An 18,647-nucleotide genomic window follows, 5' to 3' on the forward strand; every position below is an offset into this window, starting at 1 on the left:
ATGCGGTCGGAGCCGTCAGGTGAACACGATCGTGTGGTTGCCGTGACGGATCACCCGGTCTTCGGCGTGCCACTGGACGGCGCGCGAGAGCACGGCACGCTCGACGTACGCACCTCGCGCCTGCAGGTCGGCGGCGGTCATCGCGTGCGACACCCGCGCCACGTCCTGCTCGATGATCGGACCCTCGTCGAGATCTTCGGTGACGTAGTGGCTGGTCGCCCCGATGAGCTTCACCCCGCGCTCCTTCGCCTTGCGGTACGGCGCGGCGCCGATGAAGGCGGGCAGGAAGGAGTGATGGATGTTGATGATCGGCACGCCGACCTCTTCGAGGAACGAGTCCGACAGGATCTGCATGTACCTCGCGAGCACGACGAAGTCGACGTTGCCGCGCAGCAGCTCGACCAGCCGGGCTTCGGCGGCGGTCTTGTCGGGCCCGTGAGCCGGCACGTGGAAGAACGGGATCCCGAACGAACGCACATCCTCTGCCGTGTTCGTGTGGTTGGAGATCACCATCGGGATCGTCACGGGCAGCTCGCCGCGGCGGTGACGCCACAGCAGCTCCAGCAGGCAGTGGTCGCTCGTGGAGGCGAGGATCGCCATTCTCTTCGGGATGGACTGGTCGGTCAGCCGCCAGGTCATCCCGAGCGGTCCGAGCGTCTCGTCGAGATCGGCCTCGACGGCAGGGAGTGCCGCCTCCAGATGGGGACGATGGAACACGACACGCTGGAAGAACTCCCCGCCTTCAGGGTTGTCGGAGTACTGATCGAGCGTGACGATGTTCCCGCCGATCCGCGTCACGAGGGCAGTGACCGCCGCGACGATGCCCGGCCGGTCGGGGCCGTGCACGATAAGGCAGGCGTGGTCGTGCGTCGCCTCGAGGCGCGGCGTCATTGCACCGCGCCGGAGTACTCGGCGGCCACGAACTCCCGCGCCCACTGAGCGGTGGCCAGAAGACCGCCGAACGTGTAGAAGTGCAGCTTGACCGTCGCCGCCGCGGGGAGCTGTTCGGCGAGGTCCGACACGAAGCGGTCGGGTCCTGCCGTGCCCATCAGGTTGGTGAGCGAGAAGCCGTACTTCTTGACGATCATCGCGTTCGCGCCGACCCCGAAGCGTCGGGCGAAGGAGATGAGCCGCTTGATGCCGGCAGGGCCGGGTGTGCCGACGCGGATCGGCGCGTCGATGCTGCGTTCGCGGACTGCCGCGATCCAGTCGACCACCGGTTCGGTGTCGAACGCGAACTGCGTGAGTATGACGGCGTCGAGGCCCTGCTGCGCGAGGGCGAGCGCCTTCTCGTCGAGGTGGCGCCACAGCACGTCGTCGGCGATGTCGGGGTGCCCCTCGGGGTAGCCCGCGATCGACACCTCGCGCACCCCGTACTGCTGCAGCAGCCCGGACTGGATCAGCGACAGCGCGTCGGGATAGGGGCCGGCCGGATCGGCAGGGTCGCCGCCGACCGCGAAGACGTGCTCGGTCGCGCCGACCTCGTGGAGCCGGCCGAGGAACTCCTCGAGCTGTGCGGGGGATTCCAGTCGCCGTGCCGAGATGTGGGGGACGGGGACGAAACCCGACTCCTTCACGGCCCGCGCGGCGGCGACGCGCATCTCGAGGTCTTCGTTGCCCAGGAAGGTGACGTTGATCTTCGTCCCGCGGGGGATGATCGCGCGGGCCTCGTGCAGGCCCGCGACGTCCTTGCCGGTCATCTCGAGCGAGAAGCCGTCGACCAGCGCGGCAGCCGACGGAGAGGCGGGGCTCGCGTGCGCCATGACTGCGGTCCTTTCGTCACCGGGCGCGTCGTCGCGTCCCGGGAGACCGACGATACCTATGTGCATAGGTAATGGCAAGAGGGGTGCGTGATAGTTCAATGATTTTGTGACGGGCGTCATGAAATCATTGACAATCTCGGTCGAGGGGCGCACGATGTGTCATGTCCGGCACGCCGCGGTGAGGACTCCGACTCTTGTCGGACCGACTCCGGCGGCCGGAGACCCCGCACCCGTTCCTGAGAGGCCCGTCAATGAAGAAGAGTCTTGCCACCCTCGGCGTCCTGGCAGCCGCCGCCCTCGCCCTGAGCGGCTGTTCCGATTCCGCCGCCGACCCCGACTCGAGCCCCTCCGACGCCGATACCGGCTCGGGTGAGCTCACCACCGTCCGCGTCGCCGCACTTCCGATCGCCGAGACCGGCGCGCTGTGGGCTGCGATGGACGAGGGCATCTTCGAGGAGCACGGTCTGGAGATCGAGGTGGTGCCCGCCCAGGGTGGAGCCAACGCCATCCCCGCGCTGCTCAGCGGCGACATCGAGTTCGCGATCGGTCAGCCGTTCGGCCCCATTCGCGCCGACCTGCAGGACCTCGGCGTGACGATCGTCGGCAATTACGCCAACAGCCTCGCGGAGGGCACCGACGTGAACGCCGTCGTCGCCCTCGCCGACTCGGGCATCACGCGCCCGGCCGACCTCGCCGGAAAGAAGGTGTCGGTCAACACCCTCGGAGCTGCCGGTGACCTCACGATCCGCAAGGCCGTTCAGGACGACGGCGGAGACCCCTCGACCATCGAGTTCGTCGAGGTCGCCTTCCCGGATGTGCCCGCGCAGCTCGAGGCAGGCACGATGGACGCCGCCTGGGCACCCGACCCGTTCCGCGGCATCATCGTCGGGGGCGGGGGCACCTCGGTGGTCGCTCCCTACCAGGCGACGATCCCGGGCCTCACCGTGCTGACGAACATCACCACGCAGGCGCTCCTCGACGAGGATCCCGAGCTGGTGGCGTCGTACTCCGCCGCGATGACGGAGGCGCTGGCGTGGGCTTCCGACAACGAGGAGGCCGTGCGCGCGGCGATCGCGACCAACCTCGAGATCCCGGAGGAGGCGGCCGCGGGCATCACGCTCCCGACGTTCACCTGGGACCTCGCCGACGCCGGTATCGAAGACCTCGGCGCCCTCGCCGTCGAGTTCGAGTACATCGAGACGGAGCCCGACTACGGCCGGCTGATCCAGCAGCAGTAGCACGATGACAGCGACGGGGCGGATGCCGCGGCCCGCGGACTCCGCCCCGTCCTTGCCGGAAGAGACACCATGCAGACTGTCGTCATGACAGACGTTCCCGACGTCCCGGCCGTCCCCCCGGCGGCCGGCGCGGACGACGGGCGCTTCCGCCGCCGGCGCCGGGGGCGCACGCTTCGCAAGGTCGTGCTGGGACTCGCGGGCATCGCCGGGTTCCTGGTCACGTGGCAGCTCCTGCCGACCCTCGGCATCGTGAACGAGGCGTACTTCCCGACCGCGACCGACACGATCGGGCGGCTGGTCGTGCTGATGGGCGACCTCGAGTTCTGGCGCAACGTCGGCCGCACCCTGACCTCGTGGGCGATCGGCCTGCTGATCGCCACCGTCCTCGCGGTCGTGCTCGGCACCGTCATCGGGCTGGTGCCCTTCCTGCGGCGTGCGACGCACACCACCGTGGAGTTCCTGCGTCCGATCCCGTCGGTGGCGCTGATCCCTCTCGCGATCCTGATGTTCGGCTACCAGCTGCAGGCTGCTCTCCTGATCATCGTGTACGCCAGCTTCTGGCAGGTCTTCATCCAGGTGCTGTACGGCGTGGCGGATGTCGACGCGGTCGCCCGCGACACGGCGCGCAGCTTCGGGCTGACGAGAGGCTCGCGGATCGTGAACCTCGTCTTCCCGACGGCGCTGCCGTACCTCATGACCGGGCTGCGACTGGCCGCGACAGTGGCGCTGATCCTCGCGATCACCGCCGAGATGTTCATCAGCATCCCCGGCCTCGGTCGCGCGATCATGATCGCCCGTGAGGCGGGTCAGTGGACCACCGTGTACGCACTCGTCATCGTGACCGGGATGCTCGGCCTGCTCGTGAACCTCGGCTTCCGCGCGATCGAGCGCCGGACGCTGTCGTGGCATCAGTCGGTACGCGGGGAGGAAGTGCTGTGACCCTCTACACGAGCACGGTCGTGACCCCGCGCGGCCGTTCGCGGGCCTGGGCGAAGTTCGGCGAGAAGACCGCCTACGCCCTCGGTCTGCCGATCGTCCTGCTGGTGATCTGGGGGATCTGGTCGTCCATCTCGCATGCGCTGTTCTTCCCGAGCCCGCTCGTCATCTTCGAGGCGTTCGTCGACACCTGGATCGGGCCCGCCTTCGTCGACGATGTGCTGCCGAGCCTCGCGCGGCTGGCGATCAGCATCGTGCTCGCCGTCGTCCTCGGCATCGCCGCAGGCACCGTCATCGGACTCGTGCGCTGGCTGCGCGAACTGCTCGAGCCGATCTTCGAGTTCTTCCGTGCCGTGCCGCCCCCTGTCCTGATCCCGATCGTCGCGGTCCTCGTCGGAGCGAACGACATGATGAAGGTCGTCGTGATGGTGACCGGCGCCGTCTGGCCGGTGCTGCTGAACACCATCGAGGGCGTGCGCGCCACGGACTCGGTCATGACCGAGACCGCGCGGTCGTTCGCGATCACCCGGGGGGAACGCCTGCGGTTCCTCGTGCTGCCCGCGGCGAGCCCGCGCATCATGACGGGGGTGCGTCAGTGCCTCTCGATCGCCCTGATCCTGATGGTGATCTCCGAGATGTTCTTCTCGTCCTCGGGCCTGGGTTACCGGATCGTCTACTTCCAGCGCAACTACCTCATCGCCGAGATGTGGAGCGGCATCGTGCTGCTCGGCCTGATCGGCGTGCTGCTCGCGGTGATCTTCGGATTCGTCGAGCGGCGGGTGCTGCGCTGGTACCACGGAATCAAGGAGGTGGAGCGTGCCTGACACGCTGCTGAAAGTCGAACGCCTGCGCAAGGTGTACGAGGCGTCGACCGGAAACGTCGAGGCGATCGGCGACATCAGCTTCCAGATGAACTCGGGCGAGCTGGTCTGCATCGTCGGCCCGTCGGGATGCGGCAAGACCACGCTGCTCAAGTGCATCGCGGGCCTCCTCGCGCCGACCGAGGGCGTGGTCGAGCTCGACGGCAAGCGGGTCACCGCTCCGCCGCCGCGCATGGCGCTGGTGTTCCAGGAGTACGGCCGCAGCCTGTACCCGTGGCTCACGGTGCGCGGCAACGTCGAGTTGCCGCTCAAGCACAAGAAGCTCTCGCGGGCGGACCGCGATCGCCTGATCGACGACGCGCTCATGGCGGTGGGTCTCGAGCACGCGTCGAAGAGCTACCCGTGGCAGCTGTCGGGAGGCATGCAGCAGCGCGTGGCGATCGCGCGGGCGGTCGCGTATCAGCCCGAGGTGCTCATCATGGACGAGCCCTTCGCTGCGGTGGATGCCCAGACCCGGGCCGACCTCGAAGACCTGGTGCGCACCCTCCACCGCGAACGGGGGATGTCGATCCTCTTCGTCACTCACGACATCGACGAGTCGGTGTACCTCGGGGAGCGCGTGATCGTGCTGTCGAAGTCGCCGACGTGGGTGCAGGAGGACCTCGCGATCGACCTCGCGCCCGAGCGCGATCAGATCACGACGCGGGCGCTTCCGCGCTTCACCGAGCTGCGCACGCACGTGTACGAGCAGATCCAGCGAGCCAAGCGCGGTGAGGCCGTGCGGCCGAGCGCGGCGTGAGCGGCGCGACCGGCACGGCCCTCGCGGTCTTCGGCGGCACCGACGATTCGATCCTCACGCGCAAGCCGCGGCAGCTGCTGCTGGCGTTCTTCGGCGAGTACGTGTGCGACAGGTACTTCGAGCCGCTGCGTGCGAGCGTGCTGATCGGCGCGCTCGAGAGCGCCGGGGTCGCGGCATCCGCCGTCCGGACGAATCTCGACCGCATGGTGCGCAGCGGCGTGCTGGAGCGCACGCGCCTCGGGCGGGAGATCGGGTTCCTGCTCACGCCGCACGGCAGCGAGGTGCTGCGTGAGGCATCCGTCCGCGTCAACGGACCGGCGCCCTTCGAGCCGCAGAGCGACGGCTGGACGGTCGTCACCTTCACGGTGCCCGAGCACCTGCGCGATCTGCGTCACCGGCTGCGGGCGGCCCTCACCTGGTCGGGTTTCGCACTCCTGCGCGACGGGCTGTGGATCGCGCCCGGAGCGGTCGACCTCGCCGCCGCGCTCGGCGCCATCATCCCCGATCTGCCGCCGATGTCGGTCAACGCGTTCTCGGCGGCCGAGCTCGACGGGTTCCCGATGACCGAGACCGTGCGCCTGGCCTGGGATGTCGAGGCCATCCGGACGGCCCATCACGAGTTCATCGCGCACTGGGAGCACGACGACGCCGCGTCCGACCTGCCGCCGATCACCGCGCGGACGATTCTCGTCGCCGACTGGCTCGCCCTGCTGCGCGCAGACCCGCGGCTTCCCCGTCAGTACATGGGCGACGACTGGCCGGCCGATCGAAGCTTCGAGCTGTTCACGCGCCGGCACCGCGAGTTCGCGTTCCCCGCCGTGAGGGACTTCGCCACGCTCGTCGGCTGAGGCATCCGCGCCGCGGCACGCTCATCGGCGGAAGCGCTCGCGCAGATCGGCCTTGCGGACCTTGCCCGACGCCGTGCGCGGCAGGTCTTCGACGACCACGACGTTCTTGGGGAGCTTGTACCGCGCGAGCAGTCCGTCGAGGTGGTCGCGCACCTTCTCGGTGTCGACCTCGGCCCCGTCCCGCAGGGTGACGACCGCCCACGGCACCTCGCCCCACCGCTCGTCCGGCACACCGACGACGGCCACGCCCGAGATGCCCTCGATGTCGGCGATGAGGTTCTCGACCTCGGCGGGGTAGATGTTCTCTCCTCCCGAGATGATCATGTCCTTCAGCCGATCGGAGATGTAGAGGTAGCCGTCGTCGTCGAGGTATCCGAGGTCGCCTGAGCGGAACCAGCCGTCGTCCGTGAACGCATCGGCGGATGCCTCGGGCAGCCCGTGGTAGCCGAGGAAGACGTTGGGCCCCGACACCTGGATCTCGCCGACGGTGCCGCGAGGGACCATGTCGCCGTGCTCGTCGGCGATGCGCACCTCGGTGAAGAAGTGCGGCAGCCCCACGCTGCCCTGCTTCTCGCGTGTCATCGCCGGCGACAGCGACGTCGCCCCGGGCGAGGTCTCGGTCATGCCGTATCCCTGCGAGAACGACAGGCCACGCTCTTCGTAGGCGTTGAGGATGCGCGTGGGCACGGCGGACCCTCCGCACGTGAGCTTCTGCAGCGACGTCAGATCGGTGCCGGCCCAGGCGGGGTGATCGGCCATCATCTGGTAGGTCGTCGGCACGCCGCTGAGCATGGTGATGCGGTGCTGCTGGATGAGGGCCAGCGCCCGGCCGGGCTCGAAGCCCTTCTCGAGCACCAGCGTCGCGCCTTTGAGGATCACCGGCAACGCGCCCATGCCGAGCGAGGCGACGTGGAACAGGGGCGAGATCATCAGCGACACGTCGGTCGAGACGACGTCGTAGTCGACGACGCAGTTGAGCGCCACCCACGTGAGGTTGCCGTGGCTGAGCACAGCGCCCTTCGGGCGCCCGGTCGTGCCCGAGGTGTAGATGATCGCGGCCGGGTCGTCGTGACCGACCTCGGCCAGCGTGTGCCCGCCGGTCGCCGTCGCGATGAGCTGAGCAAGCCCGGGGTGCTCGGGCAGGCCCGCACCCGTGACGATCACGTGGGCGATGCGACCCGCCTCGACTCCGGGCATCGCCCGATCGAGGAACTCGGGGTCGAGGATCAGCGCGCGCGCCCCCGAATCGGCGAGCACGTGCCGCATCTCGGGCGCCGCGAGCCGCGTGTTCACCGGCACGAACACCGCGCCCAGCTGGGCTGCCCCGAACATCACCTGCAGGAATTGCGGGCTGTTCTCTCCGATGTAGGCGACGGCGTCGCCCTTGCGGATGCCCCGGTGCCAGAGCACGGCGGCGACGCGGTCGGCGGCGTCGGCCAGCTGCCGGTAGGTCAGGCTCTCGCCGTCGAAGACCACGGCTGTCTTGTCCGGGTCGCGCAGGCGGCGCTTGCCGAGCCAGAACCCGATTCCGAGGTGGTGCATTGGTCGATCCGGGAGGTCAGGCGTAGAAGCGGTACAGACCGCGGGCGACGACGGCCGGCTTGTCGGCGCCCTCGATCTCGATCGTCTGGTCGACGGCGAACTGGTATCCGCCGCGCACTTCGGTGACCTCATCGATGACGGCGTTCATCCGCACGCGGGCGCCGACCTTGACCGGTGAGACGAACCGCACCTTGTCGAGGCCGTAGTTGACGCGCGTGGTGACCCCGGTGGCGTCGAAGAGCTCCGACCAGAACTTGACCGTGAGCGAGAGCGACAGGAACCCGTGGGCGATCGCGCCGCCGAACGGACCCTCGGCGGCTCGCTCGGGATCGACGTGGATCCACTGGTGGTCGTCGGTGGCGTCGGCGAAGAGGTTCACGCGGTCCTGCGTGACCTCGAGCCATTCGGTCCAGCCGAGGTCGGTCCCGGCGAGGCTCGGAATGTCTTCGTAGGCGACGGTGGTGGTCATGGTTTCTCCTTCTGAGTGCCGGGTCAGGCTTGTGGTGCGAGGGTCAGGTGAAGGCTGCCGTGCCCGTCAGGGCGCGGCCCACGATGAGGGCGTTGATCTCGTGCGTGCCCTCGTACGAGTACACGGCCTCGGCATCGGCGAAGAACCGGGCGACGTCGTGTTCGAGGAGGATCCCGTTGCCGCCGGCCACTTCCCGGGCGAGCGCGACGGTCTCCCGCGCCAGGCGCGCGGTCTGCAGCTTCGCGAGTGCCGAGTTGACGTCGGCGAACACGCCGCGGTCCTGGGCGCTCGAGAGTGCGGCGACCATCGACAGCGACGCGACGGTGTTGCCGAGCATGCGGGCGAGCTTCTCCTGGACGAGCTGGAACCCGCCGAGCGGACGGTCGAACTGGCGCCGCTCGCGGACGTAGCGCACGGCCGCATCGAGTGCGCCGGCCTGAAGTCCGGCGGCGATCCACGCGACGTCCGCGCGCATCGCGCCGAGGATCCGCGACACGTCGTGCCATCCATCCACGTTCTGCAGCCTCGACTCCTCGCCCACCCGCACGTCGTCGAGGGTGATGAGGGCGTTCTGCATGGGGCGCAGCGCGATCTTGCCGCCGATCGGCTGCAGGCGCACCCCGGGCGATCCGGTCGGTACGAGGAAGGCCTTGACCGCCTCGTCGTCGACGTCGCGGGCGAAGACGACCAGGACGTCGGACCCGGCCGCGCCGCCGATCCACTTCTTCCGCCCGTCGAGCACCCACTCGTCGCCGTCGCGGTGTGCAGTGGTGGCTAGCCCCCCGGCGATGTCCGAGCCGTGCTCCGGCTCGGTGAGGGCGAACACGCCCCGCAGCTCGAACGAGCGCACGAGCGGGTCGAGCCGGGCGGCCTGCTCCGCTGACCCGCCCAGGCGGACAGCGGTGCGGAAGAGGCCCGACTGCGCGTTGTAGAGCGTGGCGACCGAGACGTCGGTGCGCGCCAGTACGTAGTTGCGAAAGCCCGAGAACATGCTCGACGCCGCTTCCGAGGCATCCACTCCGCGCGGCTGCATCAGGTCGAGGGGGATGAGCGCGTCCAACACCGCGCCGGGCATGGTCGCCGTCTCCCAGGCGTCGGCGAGCAGGGGGCGGATGCTGCGGTCCAGCGTGTCCTGCAGCCGCCCGAGCGCCGACTGCGCGGCGGGGCTCAGGTGATCGGCCGCCACCGCATACGGGTCGAACCCGAAGGTCGCCTCGGCTTCGAGCGCCGGCACGTCAACCGCCGAGTCCGAGTAGCCGGGCCGCGTTGTGCTTCAGGATGCCCGGCATCACCTCGGGTTTGAACGACGCGGCGGAGCCGGCATCCTTCATCCACCGGTCGGGGGTGAGCAGCGGGAAGTCCGACCCGAACAGCACGCGCTTCTTGAGGTACGAGTTCGCGGCGCGCACGAGCGATTCTGGGAAGTAGGTGGGGCTCCACCCCGACAGGTCGATCCACGTGTTGTGCTTGTGCGTCGCGACGGCGAGGGCTTCGTCCTGCCAGGGCACGGACGGATGCGCCATGATGAACTGCAGGTCGGGGAACCGAGCGGCGACGGGGTCGAGAAGCATGGGGTTCGAGAGTCCGAGCAGGAAGCCCCGCCCTCCGCGCATGCCCGCGCCGATGCCGGTCTGGCCGGTGTGGAACAGGGCGACCACACCGGCGTCCTGCAGCACCTCGTAGAGGGGGAAGTGCGCCTCGTCGGACGGGTCGAACCCCTGCACCGTCGGGTGGAACTTGAACCCCCGCACGCCGTTCTCGTCGATGAGGCGCCGTGCGCGGTCGACCGCGTCGGCGCCCGCGCGCGGGTCGACCGAGCCGAAGGGGATCAGCACGTCGCTGTTGCGCGCCGCGCCCTCGGCGATCTCGGCACTCGAGAGGGCGGGGTGGCCGAGCTGGGTGTGCGCGTCGACGGTGAACACGACGGCGGCCATCTTGCGCTCGCGATAGTAGTCCGCGATCGACTCGAGGTCGGGACGGGGCCCGTCGGCGCGGAAGTACGCCGACGCGGCCTCGGCGATGTCGGCGGGGAGCGACGCGTGACCGTGGGCGTCGACCTCGATGTGCACGTGCACGTCGATCGCGGTGATCGCGTCGAGGTCGATCCGCGGCTCGTAGCGCGTCATGGCCGCTGGAGCTCCTCGGGAAGCGGCGGGAACTTCTCGCCGACGCTCTGCAGGTCGCCTGCGGCGGAGGCGAACCCCGCGACGAGGTCGTCGTACGACCAGCCGCCGTCATGGTACGCGGTGGCGACGGGCTCGGGGTGCGACCACAGCTGCAGGCGGTCGCCGCCGATGCCGATCGCCTGACCGGTGACGCCGGCCGCGGCATCCGATGCGAGGTAGGCGATGAGCCCGGCGACGTCGTCCGACGTGCCGAAGCCGAGGTCGTGGCGGAAGAACGCCGGCATCGGCTCGCCGGCCGCTTCGGCTTCGACGGCGGCGGCGAAGTACGGAACCGTCGCGGTCATCGCGGTGGCGGCGACCGGGATGACGGCATTGGCGGTGATGCCGGCCTTCTTGAGCTCGAGCGCCCAGGTGCGCACCATGCCGACGATGCCGGCCTTCGCGGCGGCGTAGTTGGTCTGGCCGAAGTTGCCGCGCTGACCGGTGGGGGACCCGATGCAGATGATGCGACCGGCGACCTGGTTCTCGCGCATCCAGGTGGCCGCCTCGCGCACGCACGTGAACGTGCCGCGCAGGTGCACGTTGATGACGGTGTCGAAGTCGTCGTCGCTCATCTTCCACAGCACCGTGTCGCGAAGCACTCCCGCGTTGGTGACGAGGATGTCGAGTCGTCCGAACGTGTCGACCGCCGTCTGCACGAGTCGCTTCGCGGTCTCGGTGGAGCCGACCGGGGCGGCGACGGCGACCGCGCGACCGCCCGCAGCCTCGATCGAGGCGACCGCTTCGGCCGCTGTCGCCTCGTCGACGTCGTTGATGACGACCGCTGCGCCCAGCCGGGCGAGCTCCTGGGCGTACGCCAGACCGAGGCCGCGACCCGAGCCGGTGACGATGGCGACTTTGCCTTGCAGCGACATTGGTGACTCCTTCGTGTCGGACTCCATTGAAGTGCGGACTGTTGAAAAAGTCAATCATTCTGTTTCTCCATCACCTCCGCTAGCATCGACGTCATGCCGAAGTCCGTCGATGCCGTGGGCCTCAGGTCGTCCACGCTGACAGACGACCTGAGCTTCCTGCTGGCAAGGGCGAACGCGATCTCCCTCACCGAGGGAAACGGTGCGCTCGCCGCCCACGGGCTGAAAGCACGCTCATACTCGGTGCTCGTCCTGGCGGCGGGTGATGCCCGCCCGTCCCAGCGCGAGCTCGCCGAGTTCCTCCGGCTCGATCCGAGCCAGGTCGTGACCCTCGTCGACGAGCTGCAGTCGCGCGGTCTGGTGGAGCGGAAGCCGGATCCCGCCGATCGGCGTGCGAACGTCGTGGTGGCCACGGACGCCGGTCGCGACCTCGCCGTGCGTGCGCGCGAGGCCGCTCGCTCCGCCGAAGAGCGCGTGCACGCGGAGCTCGCCCCCGACGACCGCGAGACCCTCATGCGGCTGCTGCGCACTCTCGCCTTCCCCGAGGAGTGAAGCCGGGGCGGGCAGCTCCGGTCATCCGCACCGAAGATCACCACATGTGGTGATGCCGCGTCATCACATCGATCCATACCTTGCTCGACAGATGAAGAGCGCACGTCGCTCACCACCTGGAGGAGAAGGTCATGAAAGCTGCTGTCTACCGTCGATTCGGCGGGCCCGACGTCGTCCGGATCGAGGAGATCACCGACCTCGAGCCGAAACGCGGCGAGATCCTCGTTCGCGTCCACGCGACGACCGTGAGCGCCGCCGACCACCGGTCGCGCTCCAGGGACATCCCGGCGGGGCTGAGGCTGCCGTCCTCGCTCGTTCTCGGGTTCTTCCGGCCGCGTCGCCGGGTGCTCGGCATGGAGGTGGCCGGCGTGGTCGAACGCATGGGCCAGGGCGTCACGGGGTTCGCACCCGGCGATGAGGTGGTGGCGATGCTGGGGAGCAGCTTCGGGGGGCACGCCGAGTACGCCGTCGTCACGTCGACGGATGCGGTAGTCCACAAGCCCGGCGAGCTCAGCTTCGCAGAGGCTGCGAGCCTCGTCTTCGGAGGCATCACCGCTCAGGCCTACCTCAACCAGGCTGCGATCACCGCAGGAACGACCGTGCTCGTCAACGGTGCCTCCGGGGCGGTCGGCACTGCCGCCGTGCAGCTCGCGAGCGCGGTCGGGGCCCAGGTGACCGCCGTGTGCAGCGCATCCAATCACGAGCTGGCGACGCGTCTCGGTGCGTCGCGAACCATCGACTACAGCGTGCAGGACTTCGCCGCGGACGACGTCAGCTACGACGTGATCGTCGACTGTGTCGGAAACGCCCCCGTAGACCGGGTCCGGGGAATCCTGAACCCGGGCGGCGCGGTGCTCTTGGTGGCCGCTGATCTCCGGTCGCTCCTCCGCGCGAAGCGGGATGCTCGGAGATTCGGGATCACCGTCGTGACGGGTCCCGGCGAGTACCGGGCTGCTGACCTGCAGCACGTCATGCATCTGGCGCAGATCGGCGACATCGCACCCGTTATCGATCGTGAGTATCCGCTGGACGCGATCGTCGCGGCCCATCGCTACGTCGACACCGGCCGCAAGCGCGGAAGCGTCGTCGTCGCCGTAGCGCCCGAGCCCGCACACCCGGCGTCGACGTTCGCCCGGGCGGCACGCGAGAGCGGTCCCCGCCATGAGTGAGACGTCACGGGTGGGGATGCGGGCCAGGCTTCTTCCGGTGGGGCTCATGGCATTCGGACTTCTGCCCCTCCTCGCGAATGCCGTGCGCCGACTGGCCGAAGCCTCCGGAGATGCCGGTTCTGCCGCTTCTGCCGCAGGGGGCGCGGGCGGGGTGTCGCTGCCGGTGATGGCTCACGTCGTCGGAGCGACGGTGTTCGTCGTCCTCGGCGCACTCCAGTTCTCCGTGAGCCTGCGCAGCCGGCGACCCGCCTGGCACCGTGTCGCCGGCCGGCTGGCCGTCGTCGGCTCGGTCCTCGCGGCTGCCTCGGGTGTCTGGCTCGCCTTCGCTGCGCTCGAGGATGACGGGACACTGCTCTTCGCCTTTCGGCTGGTCGCCGCAGTCGGAATGGGTGTCTTCATCGCGCTCGGTGTCGTCGCCGTCCTGCGTCGTCGTCTGCGCCGGCACCGGGCGTGGATGATCCGTGCGTACGCGATCGGGCTCGGCGCTGCGACTCAACTGTTCACTCTCGGCTTCGGTGAGGCGCTGATCGGAACCGGTCAGGTCGGCGTCGCCCTGCTGAACGCCGGCGGATGGGCGATCAACGTCGCCGTCGCCGAATGGGTGATCCGTCGAGCGCCTCGGAGCGTCGCTCGTCCGGCTGCCGATCTCGCGGTGGTCGGTCGATGAACGGGTGCGCGGCGAACGATCGGCCCGTCGACTACGAACTGCGCATCGGGCGCCACATCGAGGACAGATGGGCCGAGTGGCTCGGCGGGCTCGCACTCACGCGCGAGCCCGACGGGACGACGACGCTGCGAGGCCGCATCGCCGACCAGGCTGCACTGCACGGCATCCTGAACAGGATTCGCGACCTCGGCGTGGTTCTGCTCTCCGTCCACGCGGTGCGTGAATCAGGCCAGGGCAAGTGACGGGCTGTTGTCAGGCCGTGTGCGCGGCGACGCGGCACGATCGGAACGCGGCCATCACCGGCCGGGCAGTTCGCCCAGCTCCCGCGCCCTGAGGACAGCGGACCTGCGGTTGTTGACGCCGAGCTTCGTATAGATCCTCTGCGTATGCGTCCGGAGGGTGTTCACCGACACCACGAGCAGCCGGGCGATCTCCGGTCCGCTCAGCTCGGTAGCGAGCATGCGGAGCACCTCGCGCTCGCGCTCGCTCAGCGGCTCGGCGAGCACCGCGACCCGGTCTGCCGCCGCCGGTGCCCGCTCCGGGCCCCGCGCCATCCGCAGCAGCTGCGACGCGTAGTCTCGCACGGGATCATCCGCGGCCACCGCTTCGAGCAGCGCGCTCAGGGCCGCGCCCTCGTCCAGGAAGACCCGCGCATAGCCTTCCCCTTCGGCGAGCCGCAACGCTTCCGTGAGCGAGTCGACCGCCGATGGCAGGTCGCCGTGTGCCCGGTGGGCCAGGGACTGCAGGACCAGGATCTCGATGACGCTGCCCGTCCTGCCTCCTTCCCCCGCTGCAAGGCGCAACCGCGTGAGCAGCGCGAGCGCATCGTCGAGGTCAGGCCGGCCGCCGCGCCGGCCAGCCTGCGAGACCAGGATCCGAGCGAGGGTGATGTGCTCGTACTCGCGCGCATAGCTGAGCTCGTCGGCGGGGGACAGTCCCGACTCGTGAGCCCAGGCGACAGCATCCGCGGTCCTGCCCTGATGCACCCACATCCGCGCCCGCGCAGCAGGGACCGGTCGAACGAGGGGCGCCATGTCCGTCACGAAGAACCGCTCAGCCTCATCCACGAGTTCGGCGGCGGTGGCGAGGTCTCCGCGGGCTTGTCGCAGTTGAGCCATCGCGAGCCGCGATCGGTACCGATACTTCGGCAGCCCCGCCGAGTCGCCGAGCGCGAGAGCCTGGTCCAGGTGACTGCCGGCGGCTTCCAGCTCGCCTCGCTCGCACAGGATCGTGGCGATACCGACATGCATGTCCGGGATGCCGCGGCGAACCTGCGATGACTGTGCGAGGGCCAACTCCAGCGCCGCCTCATAGTGCGAGAGGGCGTCACCCAGTCGGCCCTGGGTGAGCCGGATGTCCGCAAGGGTGACCGTGCAGCCGAGCACGTCGGCGATGTGACCGGAGCGCCTGAAACTGGCCACCGACGACGAATAGCCCTCGAACGCGCCGTTCAGATCTCCGCTGCCCCACAGGGCGAGCCCCTCCAGGGCAGCCGCGGCACCGCGCCGATACTCGTCTTCCGCGTCGAGAAGGAGGAGTGCGCGACGGGCGTGATCCACGGTTGCGGTGGCGTCCCCTTGCGCGAGCGCAAGACCCGAGCGGTAGATCGCGATCGAGCCGGGCAGGCGACGGAGTTCTTCTTCGTCGACCGCCAGTGGCGGACCGCTCCCGCTCAGTTCGGTCGCGGCGGATGCGTTCACCCAGCGCTCGGCGTCCCGCAGGCGGGCGTTCACCCCCTCCACCTCGCCCGTGGAGAGCAGCGCCCCCGCAAACCCGAGGCTGAGCACCGGCCGGCTGCGGAAGACCTCCTCGGGGAGCGCCTCCAACCAGGTCCGGAGTGTGGCTTCCCGCCGATCGCGACCCATCGACGGCAGGGCCTCCTCGATGAGCTGCGCCGCGAGATCGTGATCCGGCGCAGCGAGGGCATGATGCACAGCGGCGTCCAGCTCACCGCGCTGAGCGTGCCACGTGCTCGCCCGTCGATGGAGGACGAGCACCTGGTCGGGCCGTTCGTCGGCCAGCCTCGCCTGCAGCACCTCGGCGAAAAGGTGGTGATATCGGAACCAGCGGCGGCGATCGTCGAGCGGAACGAGAAACAGATTGGCGCGGTCGAGTGCTTCCAGCATGGCGCCGCTGTCGCTGCGTCCGGTGACCGCAGCCGCCAGCGCTGCGCTCATCCGCGGGAGGATCGAGGTCTGCAGCAGGAAGGTCCGCGTCTCGGCCGGCTGGCTCTGGAGGACCTCTTCGGCGAGGTAATCGACGACGTAGCGGTCGTCGCCGGCGAACCCCGCCACGAAGTCCGCGAGGTCGTCCCGTCCCCGCATCGAGAGGGCCGCCAGCTGCAGAGCGGCGATCCAGCCCTCCGTCCGCTCGCCCAGGGTCGCCACCTCCTGCGCGGTGAGCTGCAGGGCCATCGCCTGCGTGAGGTACTCCGTGGCCTCATCCGCGCTGAAGCGGAGGTCGGCGGCGCGGACCTCGACGAGGTCGCCGCGTGCCCGCAAGCGCGCGAGCGGCAGCGGGGGGTCGGAGCGACACGCGAGGATGACGTGAAAGTTCGGGGGCAGGTTGTCGATCAGGAACGTCACGCCCTCGTGGACCTGACGCGCCTCGATGAGGTGGTAGTCGTCGACGAGGAGGATGATCTCCTTCTCCAGTCCCGCCACCTCGTTCAGCAGAGCCGTCAGCAGCGACTGCGGGGAGGGGGAGCCGGGCGCCTCGATCGATGTCAGCGCCTCACCGCCGACATCCGGAACGACGGTGCGCAGTGCGGCGATCACGTAGGTCCAGAACGACGCGGGGTCGTTGTCGCTGCTGTCGAGTGAGAGCCACGCCACCGCGTGATCGCCGTCCTCGCGCGCCGCGACATCGGCGATCCACGCGCCGAGCAGAGTGGACTTGCCGAAGCCGGCCGGCGCCGAGACGAGCGTCAGGCGGCCTTCGATCCCGCGGTCCAAGGTCGTCAGCAATCGTGGCCGTGCCACGGTCTGCCGTCGAGTCTTGGGGCGGAAGAGCTTCGTCTCGAGAATCGGCGACGAGAGCGGAGCCTTCTCCATTCAGCGATTCCCCTCGCGTCCACCGCCGGTGTCCGGGCGGGTTCCAGCGCTCGACCCCGCTGACGCCGCCGTGCTCGGGCAGGCGATCGCGTCAGAAGGAGGCAGACTCATGCTGTCGCGAGATCGTTCGCAGGGCAACGTCAGTCCGCGCGCTGCGTCCGGTCGGTTCGGACATGGGCGCGCTCGCCCTGGCGCCCGAACAGGCTGAGCACCTCAGCGGGCCGGCCGTCGGCGCTTCCGAACCAGTGCGCCACGTGCGTGTTGAACTCGGCGACTTCGCCGGACTCCAGCGTCAGGTCGTGAGTGCCCAGGATCAAGCGCATCCGCCCGCTCAGCACGTACAGCCACTCGTAACCCTCATGAGTGCGTGGCTGCGGGGTGGTCTGGCTGCCGGGAATCAGGATCTTCCATGCCTGCACCGGACCCGGCTGGGGAGTCAGAGGCACGACCACGCGTCCACGAACGCGCCGAGGCTTCAGCCGAACCCGCGGATCGCCGACGTCCGGTGCTCCGACCAGTTCGTCCAGAGGCACCCGATACGCCTGGGCGAGGGGAAGCAGCAACTCGAGGCTGGGTCGGCGTTGACCTGTCTCCAGCCGCGACAGAGTGCTCTTGGAGATCCCCGTAGCTTCGGACAGTGCCGTCAGCGTGAGACCCCGTTGCCCGCGCAGCCACCTCAACCGGGGGCCCACCGCGTCCAGGGCGGCATCGATGCGCGCAGATTCACCCACACCTCAGTGTGCTGGCTTGTCCCAGAAACGGCAACAGATTTTGCTCTCAGTCCGGTGTACCCCTGAGGCTGGCGTCATGAACAACTACGACGTCATCATCGTCGGCGGCGGCGCCGCGGGCCTGACCGCTGCGCTGGTCCTCCTTCGCGCGCGTCGCTCGGTGGCGGTGGTCGACTCCGGCGCGCCGCGCAACGCGCCGGCTGCGCACATGCACGGGTACCTCTCCCGTGAGGGCATGGCTCCTTCAGCGCTGCTGTCGCGCGGTCGTGCGGAGATCACTGACTACGGCGCGACTCTGATCGACGGCGAGGTGGTGGACATCGCGCCCGGATTCACGGCTCGGCTGTCGGATGGCACGGCGCTCACCGCACGCATCATCCTGATCTCAACCGGACTCTCGGACGAGGTGCCCCTGGTCCCCGGCGTCTCGGAACGGTGGGGGAGAGACGTCCTGCACTGCCCGTACTGCCACGGATATGAGGTCCAGGACGAGCCCATCGGCGTTCTCGGCGGCACCCCGGACGCGGTGGCGCACGCGCTGCTGCTTCGGCAGTGGTCGGACGACGTCGTTCACTTCTCCCATACGGACACGCTGACGGCCGAGCAGGAAGAGGCGCTCGCCGCACGCGGAGTGACGACGATTCCTGGGGCCGTGGCGCGTCTCGTCGTCGAGGACGACCGGCTGCGAGGCGTCGAACTCGTGAACGGCACTGTCGTGCCCCGCTCCGCGGTGTTCGTGCGGCCGAGGCTCATCCCCAACGGCGGGTTGCTGATCTCTCTCGGCTGCGAGATGGACGAGCGCGGCTGGGTGCGTCACGATGCCGCAGGCCGGACGAGTCGTCCCGGGGTCTATGTCGCAGGCAACGCCGCCGACCCGCGCGCGCAGGTCATCACCGCTGCAGGGCAGGGGTCCGCGGCTGCGATCGCGATCAACACCGATCTCGTCGAGGAAGAGATCGCTCACGCGCTCGCGACGTCACGGGCTCGCTGAACGTCGAACCCGCAGCCCCGCCGCTGCAGCG

19 protein-coding genes are annotated in these 18,647 nt (G+C 69.4%); 10 read left to right on the forward strand and 9 right to left on the reverse strand.

Features of this window, described 5'->3' with window-relative positions:
* Nucleotides 1–15 precede the first annotated feature (15 nt).
* Complete coding sequence (gene purU, locus ACFC1W_RS08105; protein ID WP_375990792.1) at nucleotides 16–891, reverse strand: formyltetrahydrofolate deformylase; 876 nt, start codon at nucleotides 889–891, stop codon at nucleotides 16–18.
* Nucleotides 888–1,763 (reverse strand): methylenetetrahydrofolate reductase, encoded by an 876-nt coding sequence (locus tag ACFC1W_RS08110; RefSeq protein WP_375990795.1) that lies wholly within the window; start codon nucleotides 1,761–1,763, stop codon nucleotides 888–890. Before ACFC1W_RS08110 ends, purU begins: the two co-directional genes overlap by 4 nt.
* Nucleotides 1,764–2,014: 251 nt before the next feature.
* On the opposite strand from ACFC1W_RS08110, the gene ACFC1W_RS08115 reads away from it, so the two are divergent.
* From ACFC1W_RS08115 to ACFC1W_RS08135, 5 genes are all read left to right on the forward strand, one after another.
* Nucleotides 2,015–3,001 carry an ABC transporter substrate-binding protein gene (locus ACFC1W_RS08115; protein WP_375990797.1) on the forward strand — a complete coding sequence of 329 codons (987 nt, stop codon included), beginning with the start codon at nucleotides 2,015–2,017 and terminating at the stop codon, nucleotides 2,999–3,001.
* An 84-nt stretch (nucleotides 3,002–3,085) separates the two neighbouring features.
* On the forward strand, nucleotides 3,086–3,940 hold the full coding sequence (locus ACFC1W_RS08120; protein ID WP_375990799.1) for an ABC transporter permease: 855 nt from the start codon (nucleotides 3,086–3,088) through the stop codon (nucleotides 3,938–3,940).
* Entirely contained in the window at nucleotides 3,937–4,761 is an 825-nt protein-coding gene (locus ACFC1W_RS08125) for an ABC transporter permease (RefSeq protein ID WP_375990801.1), read from the forward strand. Before ACFC1W_RS08120 ends, ACFC1W_RS08125 begins: the two co-directional genes overlap by 4 nt.
* The gene (locus ACFC1W_RS08130) at nucleotides 4,754–5,557 is read left to right on the forward strand and encodes an ABC transporter ATP-binding protein (protein WP_375990804.1); all 804 of its coding nucleotides are present in this window, start codon (nucleotides 4,754–4,756) and stop codon (nucleotides 5,555–5,557) included. The genes ACFC1W_RS08125 and ACFC1W_RS08130 overlap by 8 nt, the downstream gene beginning before the upstream one ends.
* A complete protein-coding gene (locus ACFC1W_RS08135; protein WP_375990806.1) occupies nucleotides 5,554–6,405 on the forward strand; it encodes a PaaX family transcriptional regulator C-terminal domain-containing protein in 852 nt (283 codons plus the stop codon). The genes ACFC1W_RS08130 and ACFC1W_RS08135 overlap by 4 nt, the downstream gene beginning before the upstream one ends.
* A 21-nt stretch (nucleotides 6,406–6,426) precedes the next feature.
* Here ACFC1W_RS08135 and menE read toward each other — a convergent pair whose 3' ends face one another.
* Genes menE through ACFC1W_RS08160 form a run of 5 tightly spaced genes read right to left on the reverse strand, consistent with a single transcriptional unit; the run spans nucleotide 6,427 to nucleotide 11,456 of the window.
* Nucleotides 6,427–7,947, reverse strand: coding sequence for an o-succinylbenzoate--CoA ligase (gene menE, locus ACFC1W_RS08140; protein WP_375990808.1), 1,521 nt, complete (start codon nucleotides 7,945–7,947; stop codon nucleotides 6,427–6,429).
* Between the two features lie 16 nt (nucleotides 7,948–7,963).
* The gene (locus tag ACFC1W_RS08145; RefSeq protein WP_375990811.1) at nucleotides 7,964–8,416 is read right to left on the reverse strand and encodes a MaoC family dehydratase; all 453 of its coding nucleotides are present in this window, start codon (nucleotides 8,414–8,416) and stop codon (nucleotides 7,964–7,966) included.
* A gap of 43 nt (nucleotides 8,417–8,459) precedes the next feature.
* The gene (locus ACFC1W_RS08150; RefSeq protein WP_375990813.1) at nucleotides 8,460–9,650 is read right to left on the reverse strand and encodes an acyl-CoA dehydrogenase family protein; all 1,191 of its coding nucleotides are present in this window, start codon (nucleotides 9,648–9,650) and stop codon (nucleotides 8,460–8,462) included.
* Nucleotide 9,651: 1 nt separating this feature from the next.
* Nucleotides 9,652–10,542, reverse strand: a complete 891-nt coding sequence (locus ACFC1W_RS08155) for an amidohydrolase family protein (RefSeq protein WP_375990815.1) — start codon at nucleotides 10,540–10,542, stop codon at nucleotides 9,652–9,654.
* Nucleotides 10,539–11,456 carry an SDR family oxidoreductase gene (locus tag ACFC1W_RS08160; RefSeq protein ID WP_375990818.1) on the reverse strand — a complete coding sequence of 306 codons (918 nt, stop codon included), beginning with the start codon at nucleotides 11,454–11,456 and terminating at the stop codon, nucleotides 10,539–10,541. Before ACFC1W_RS08160 ends, ACFC1W_RS08155 begins: the two co-directional genes overlap by 4 nt.
* A gap of 93 nt (nucleotides 11,457–11,549) precedes the next feature.
* On the opposite strand from ACFC1W_RS08160, the gene ACFC1W_RS08165 reads away from it, so the two are divergent.
* The 4 genes from ACFC1W_RS08165 to ACFC1W_RS08180 all read left to right on the forward strand — a co-directional run bounded on the left by ACFC1W_RS08165 (nucleotide 11,550) and on the right by ACFC1W_RS08180 (nucleotide 14,083).
* Nucleotides 11,550–12,005 carry a MarR family winged helix-turn-helix transcriptional regulator gene (locus tag ACFC1W_RS08165; RefSeq protein ID WP_375990821.1) on the forward strand — a complete coding sequence of 152 codons (456 nt, stop codon included), beginning with the start codon at nucleotides 11,550–11,552 and terminating at the stop codon, nucleotides 12,003–12,005.
* Nucleotides 12,006–12,136: 131 nt separating this feature from the next.
* Nucleotides 12,137–13,174, forward strand: a complete 1,038-nt coding sequence (locus ACFC1W_RS08170) for an NAD(P)-dependent alcohol dehydrogenase (protein WP_375990824.1) — start codon at nucleotides 12,137–12,139, stop codon at nucleotides 13,172–13,174.
* Nucleotides 13,175–13,220: 46 nt separating this feature from the next.
* Nucleotides 13,221–13,841: a DUF2306 domain-containing protein gene (locus ACFC1W_RS08175; protein WP_375990825.1), complete on the forward strand. Its 621-nt coding sequence runs from the start codon at nucleotides 13,221–13,223 to the stop codon at nucleotides 13,839–13,841.
* A complete protein-coding gene (locus ACFC1W_RS08180) occupies nucleotides 13,838–14,083 on the forward strand; it encodes a hypothetical protein (protein WP_375990827.1) in 246 nt (81 codons plus the stop codon). Before ACFC1W_RS08175 ends, ACFC1W_RS08180 begins: the two co-directional genes overlap by 4 nt.
* Nucleotides 14,084–14,137: 54 nt before the next feature.
* Here the strand turns inward: ACFC1W_RS08180 and ACFC1W_RS08185 are convergent, their stop codons facing one another.
* Together ACFC1W_RS08185 and ACFC1W_RS08190 are read right to left on the reverse strand one after the other, a co-directional pair.
* The gene (locus ACFC1W_RS08185; protein ID WP_375990829.1) at nucleotides 14,138–16,894 is read right to left on the reverse strand and encodes a LuxR C-terminal-related transcriptional regulator; all 2,757 of its coding nucleotides are present in this window, start codon (nucleotides 16,892–16,894) and stop codon (nucleotides 14,138–14,140) included.
* Nucleotides 16,895–17,034: 140 nt separating this feature from the next.
* A complete protein-coding gene (locus ACFC1W_RS08190; RefSeq protein ID WP_375990832.1) occupies nucleotides 17,035–17,625 on the reverse strand; it encodes a helix-turn-helix domain-containing protein in 591 nt (196 codons plus the stop codon).
* A gap of 76 nt (nucleotides 17,626–17,701) precedes the next feature.
* On the opposite strand from ACFC1W_RS08190, the gene ACFC1W_RS08195 reads away from it, so the two are divergent.
* A complete protein-coding gene (locus ACFC1W_RS08195; protein WP_375990833.1) occupies nucleotides 17,702–18,616 on the forward strand; it encodes an NAD(P)/FAD-dependent oxidoreductase in 915 nt (304 codons plus the stop codon).
* The last annotated feature ends 31 nt before the right edge of the window (nucleotides 18,617–18,647 follow it).

The sequence above is a fragment of the Microbacterium sp. NPDC056003 genome (genome assembly GCF_042274785.1).
GTDB lineage: Bacteria > Actinomycetota > Actinomycetes > Actinomycetales > Microbacteriaceae > Microbacterium.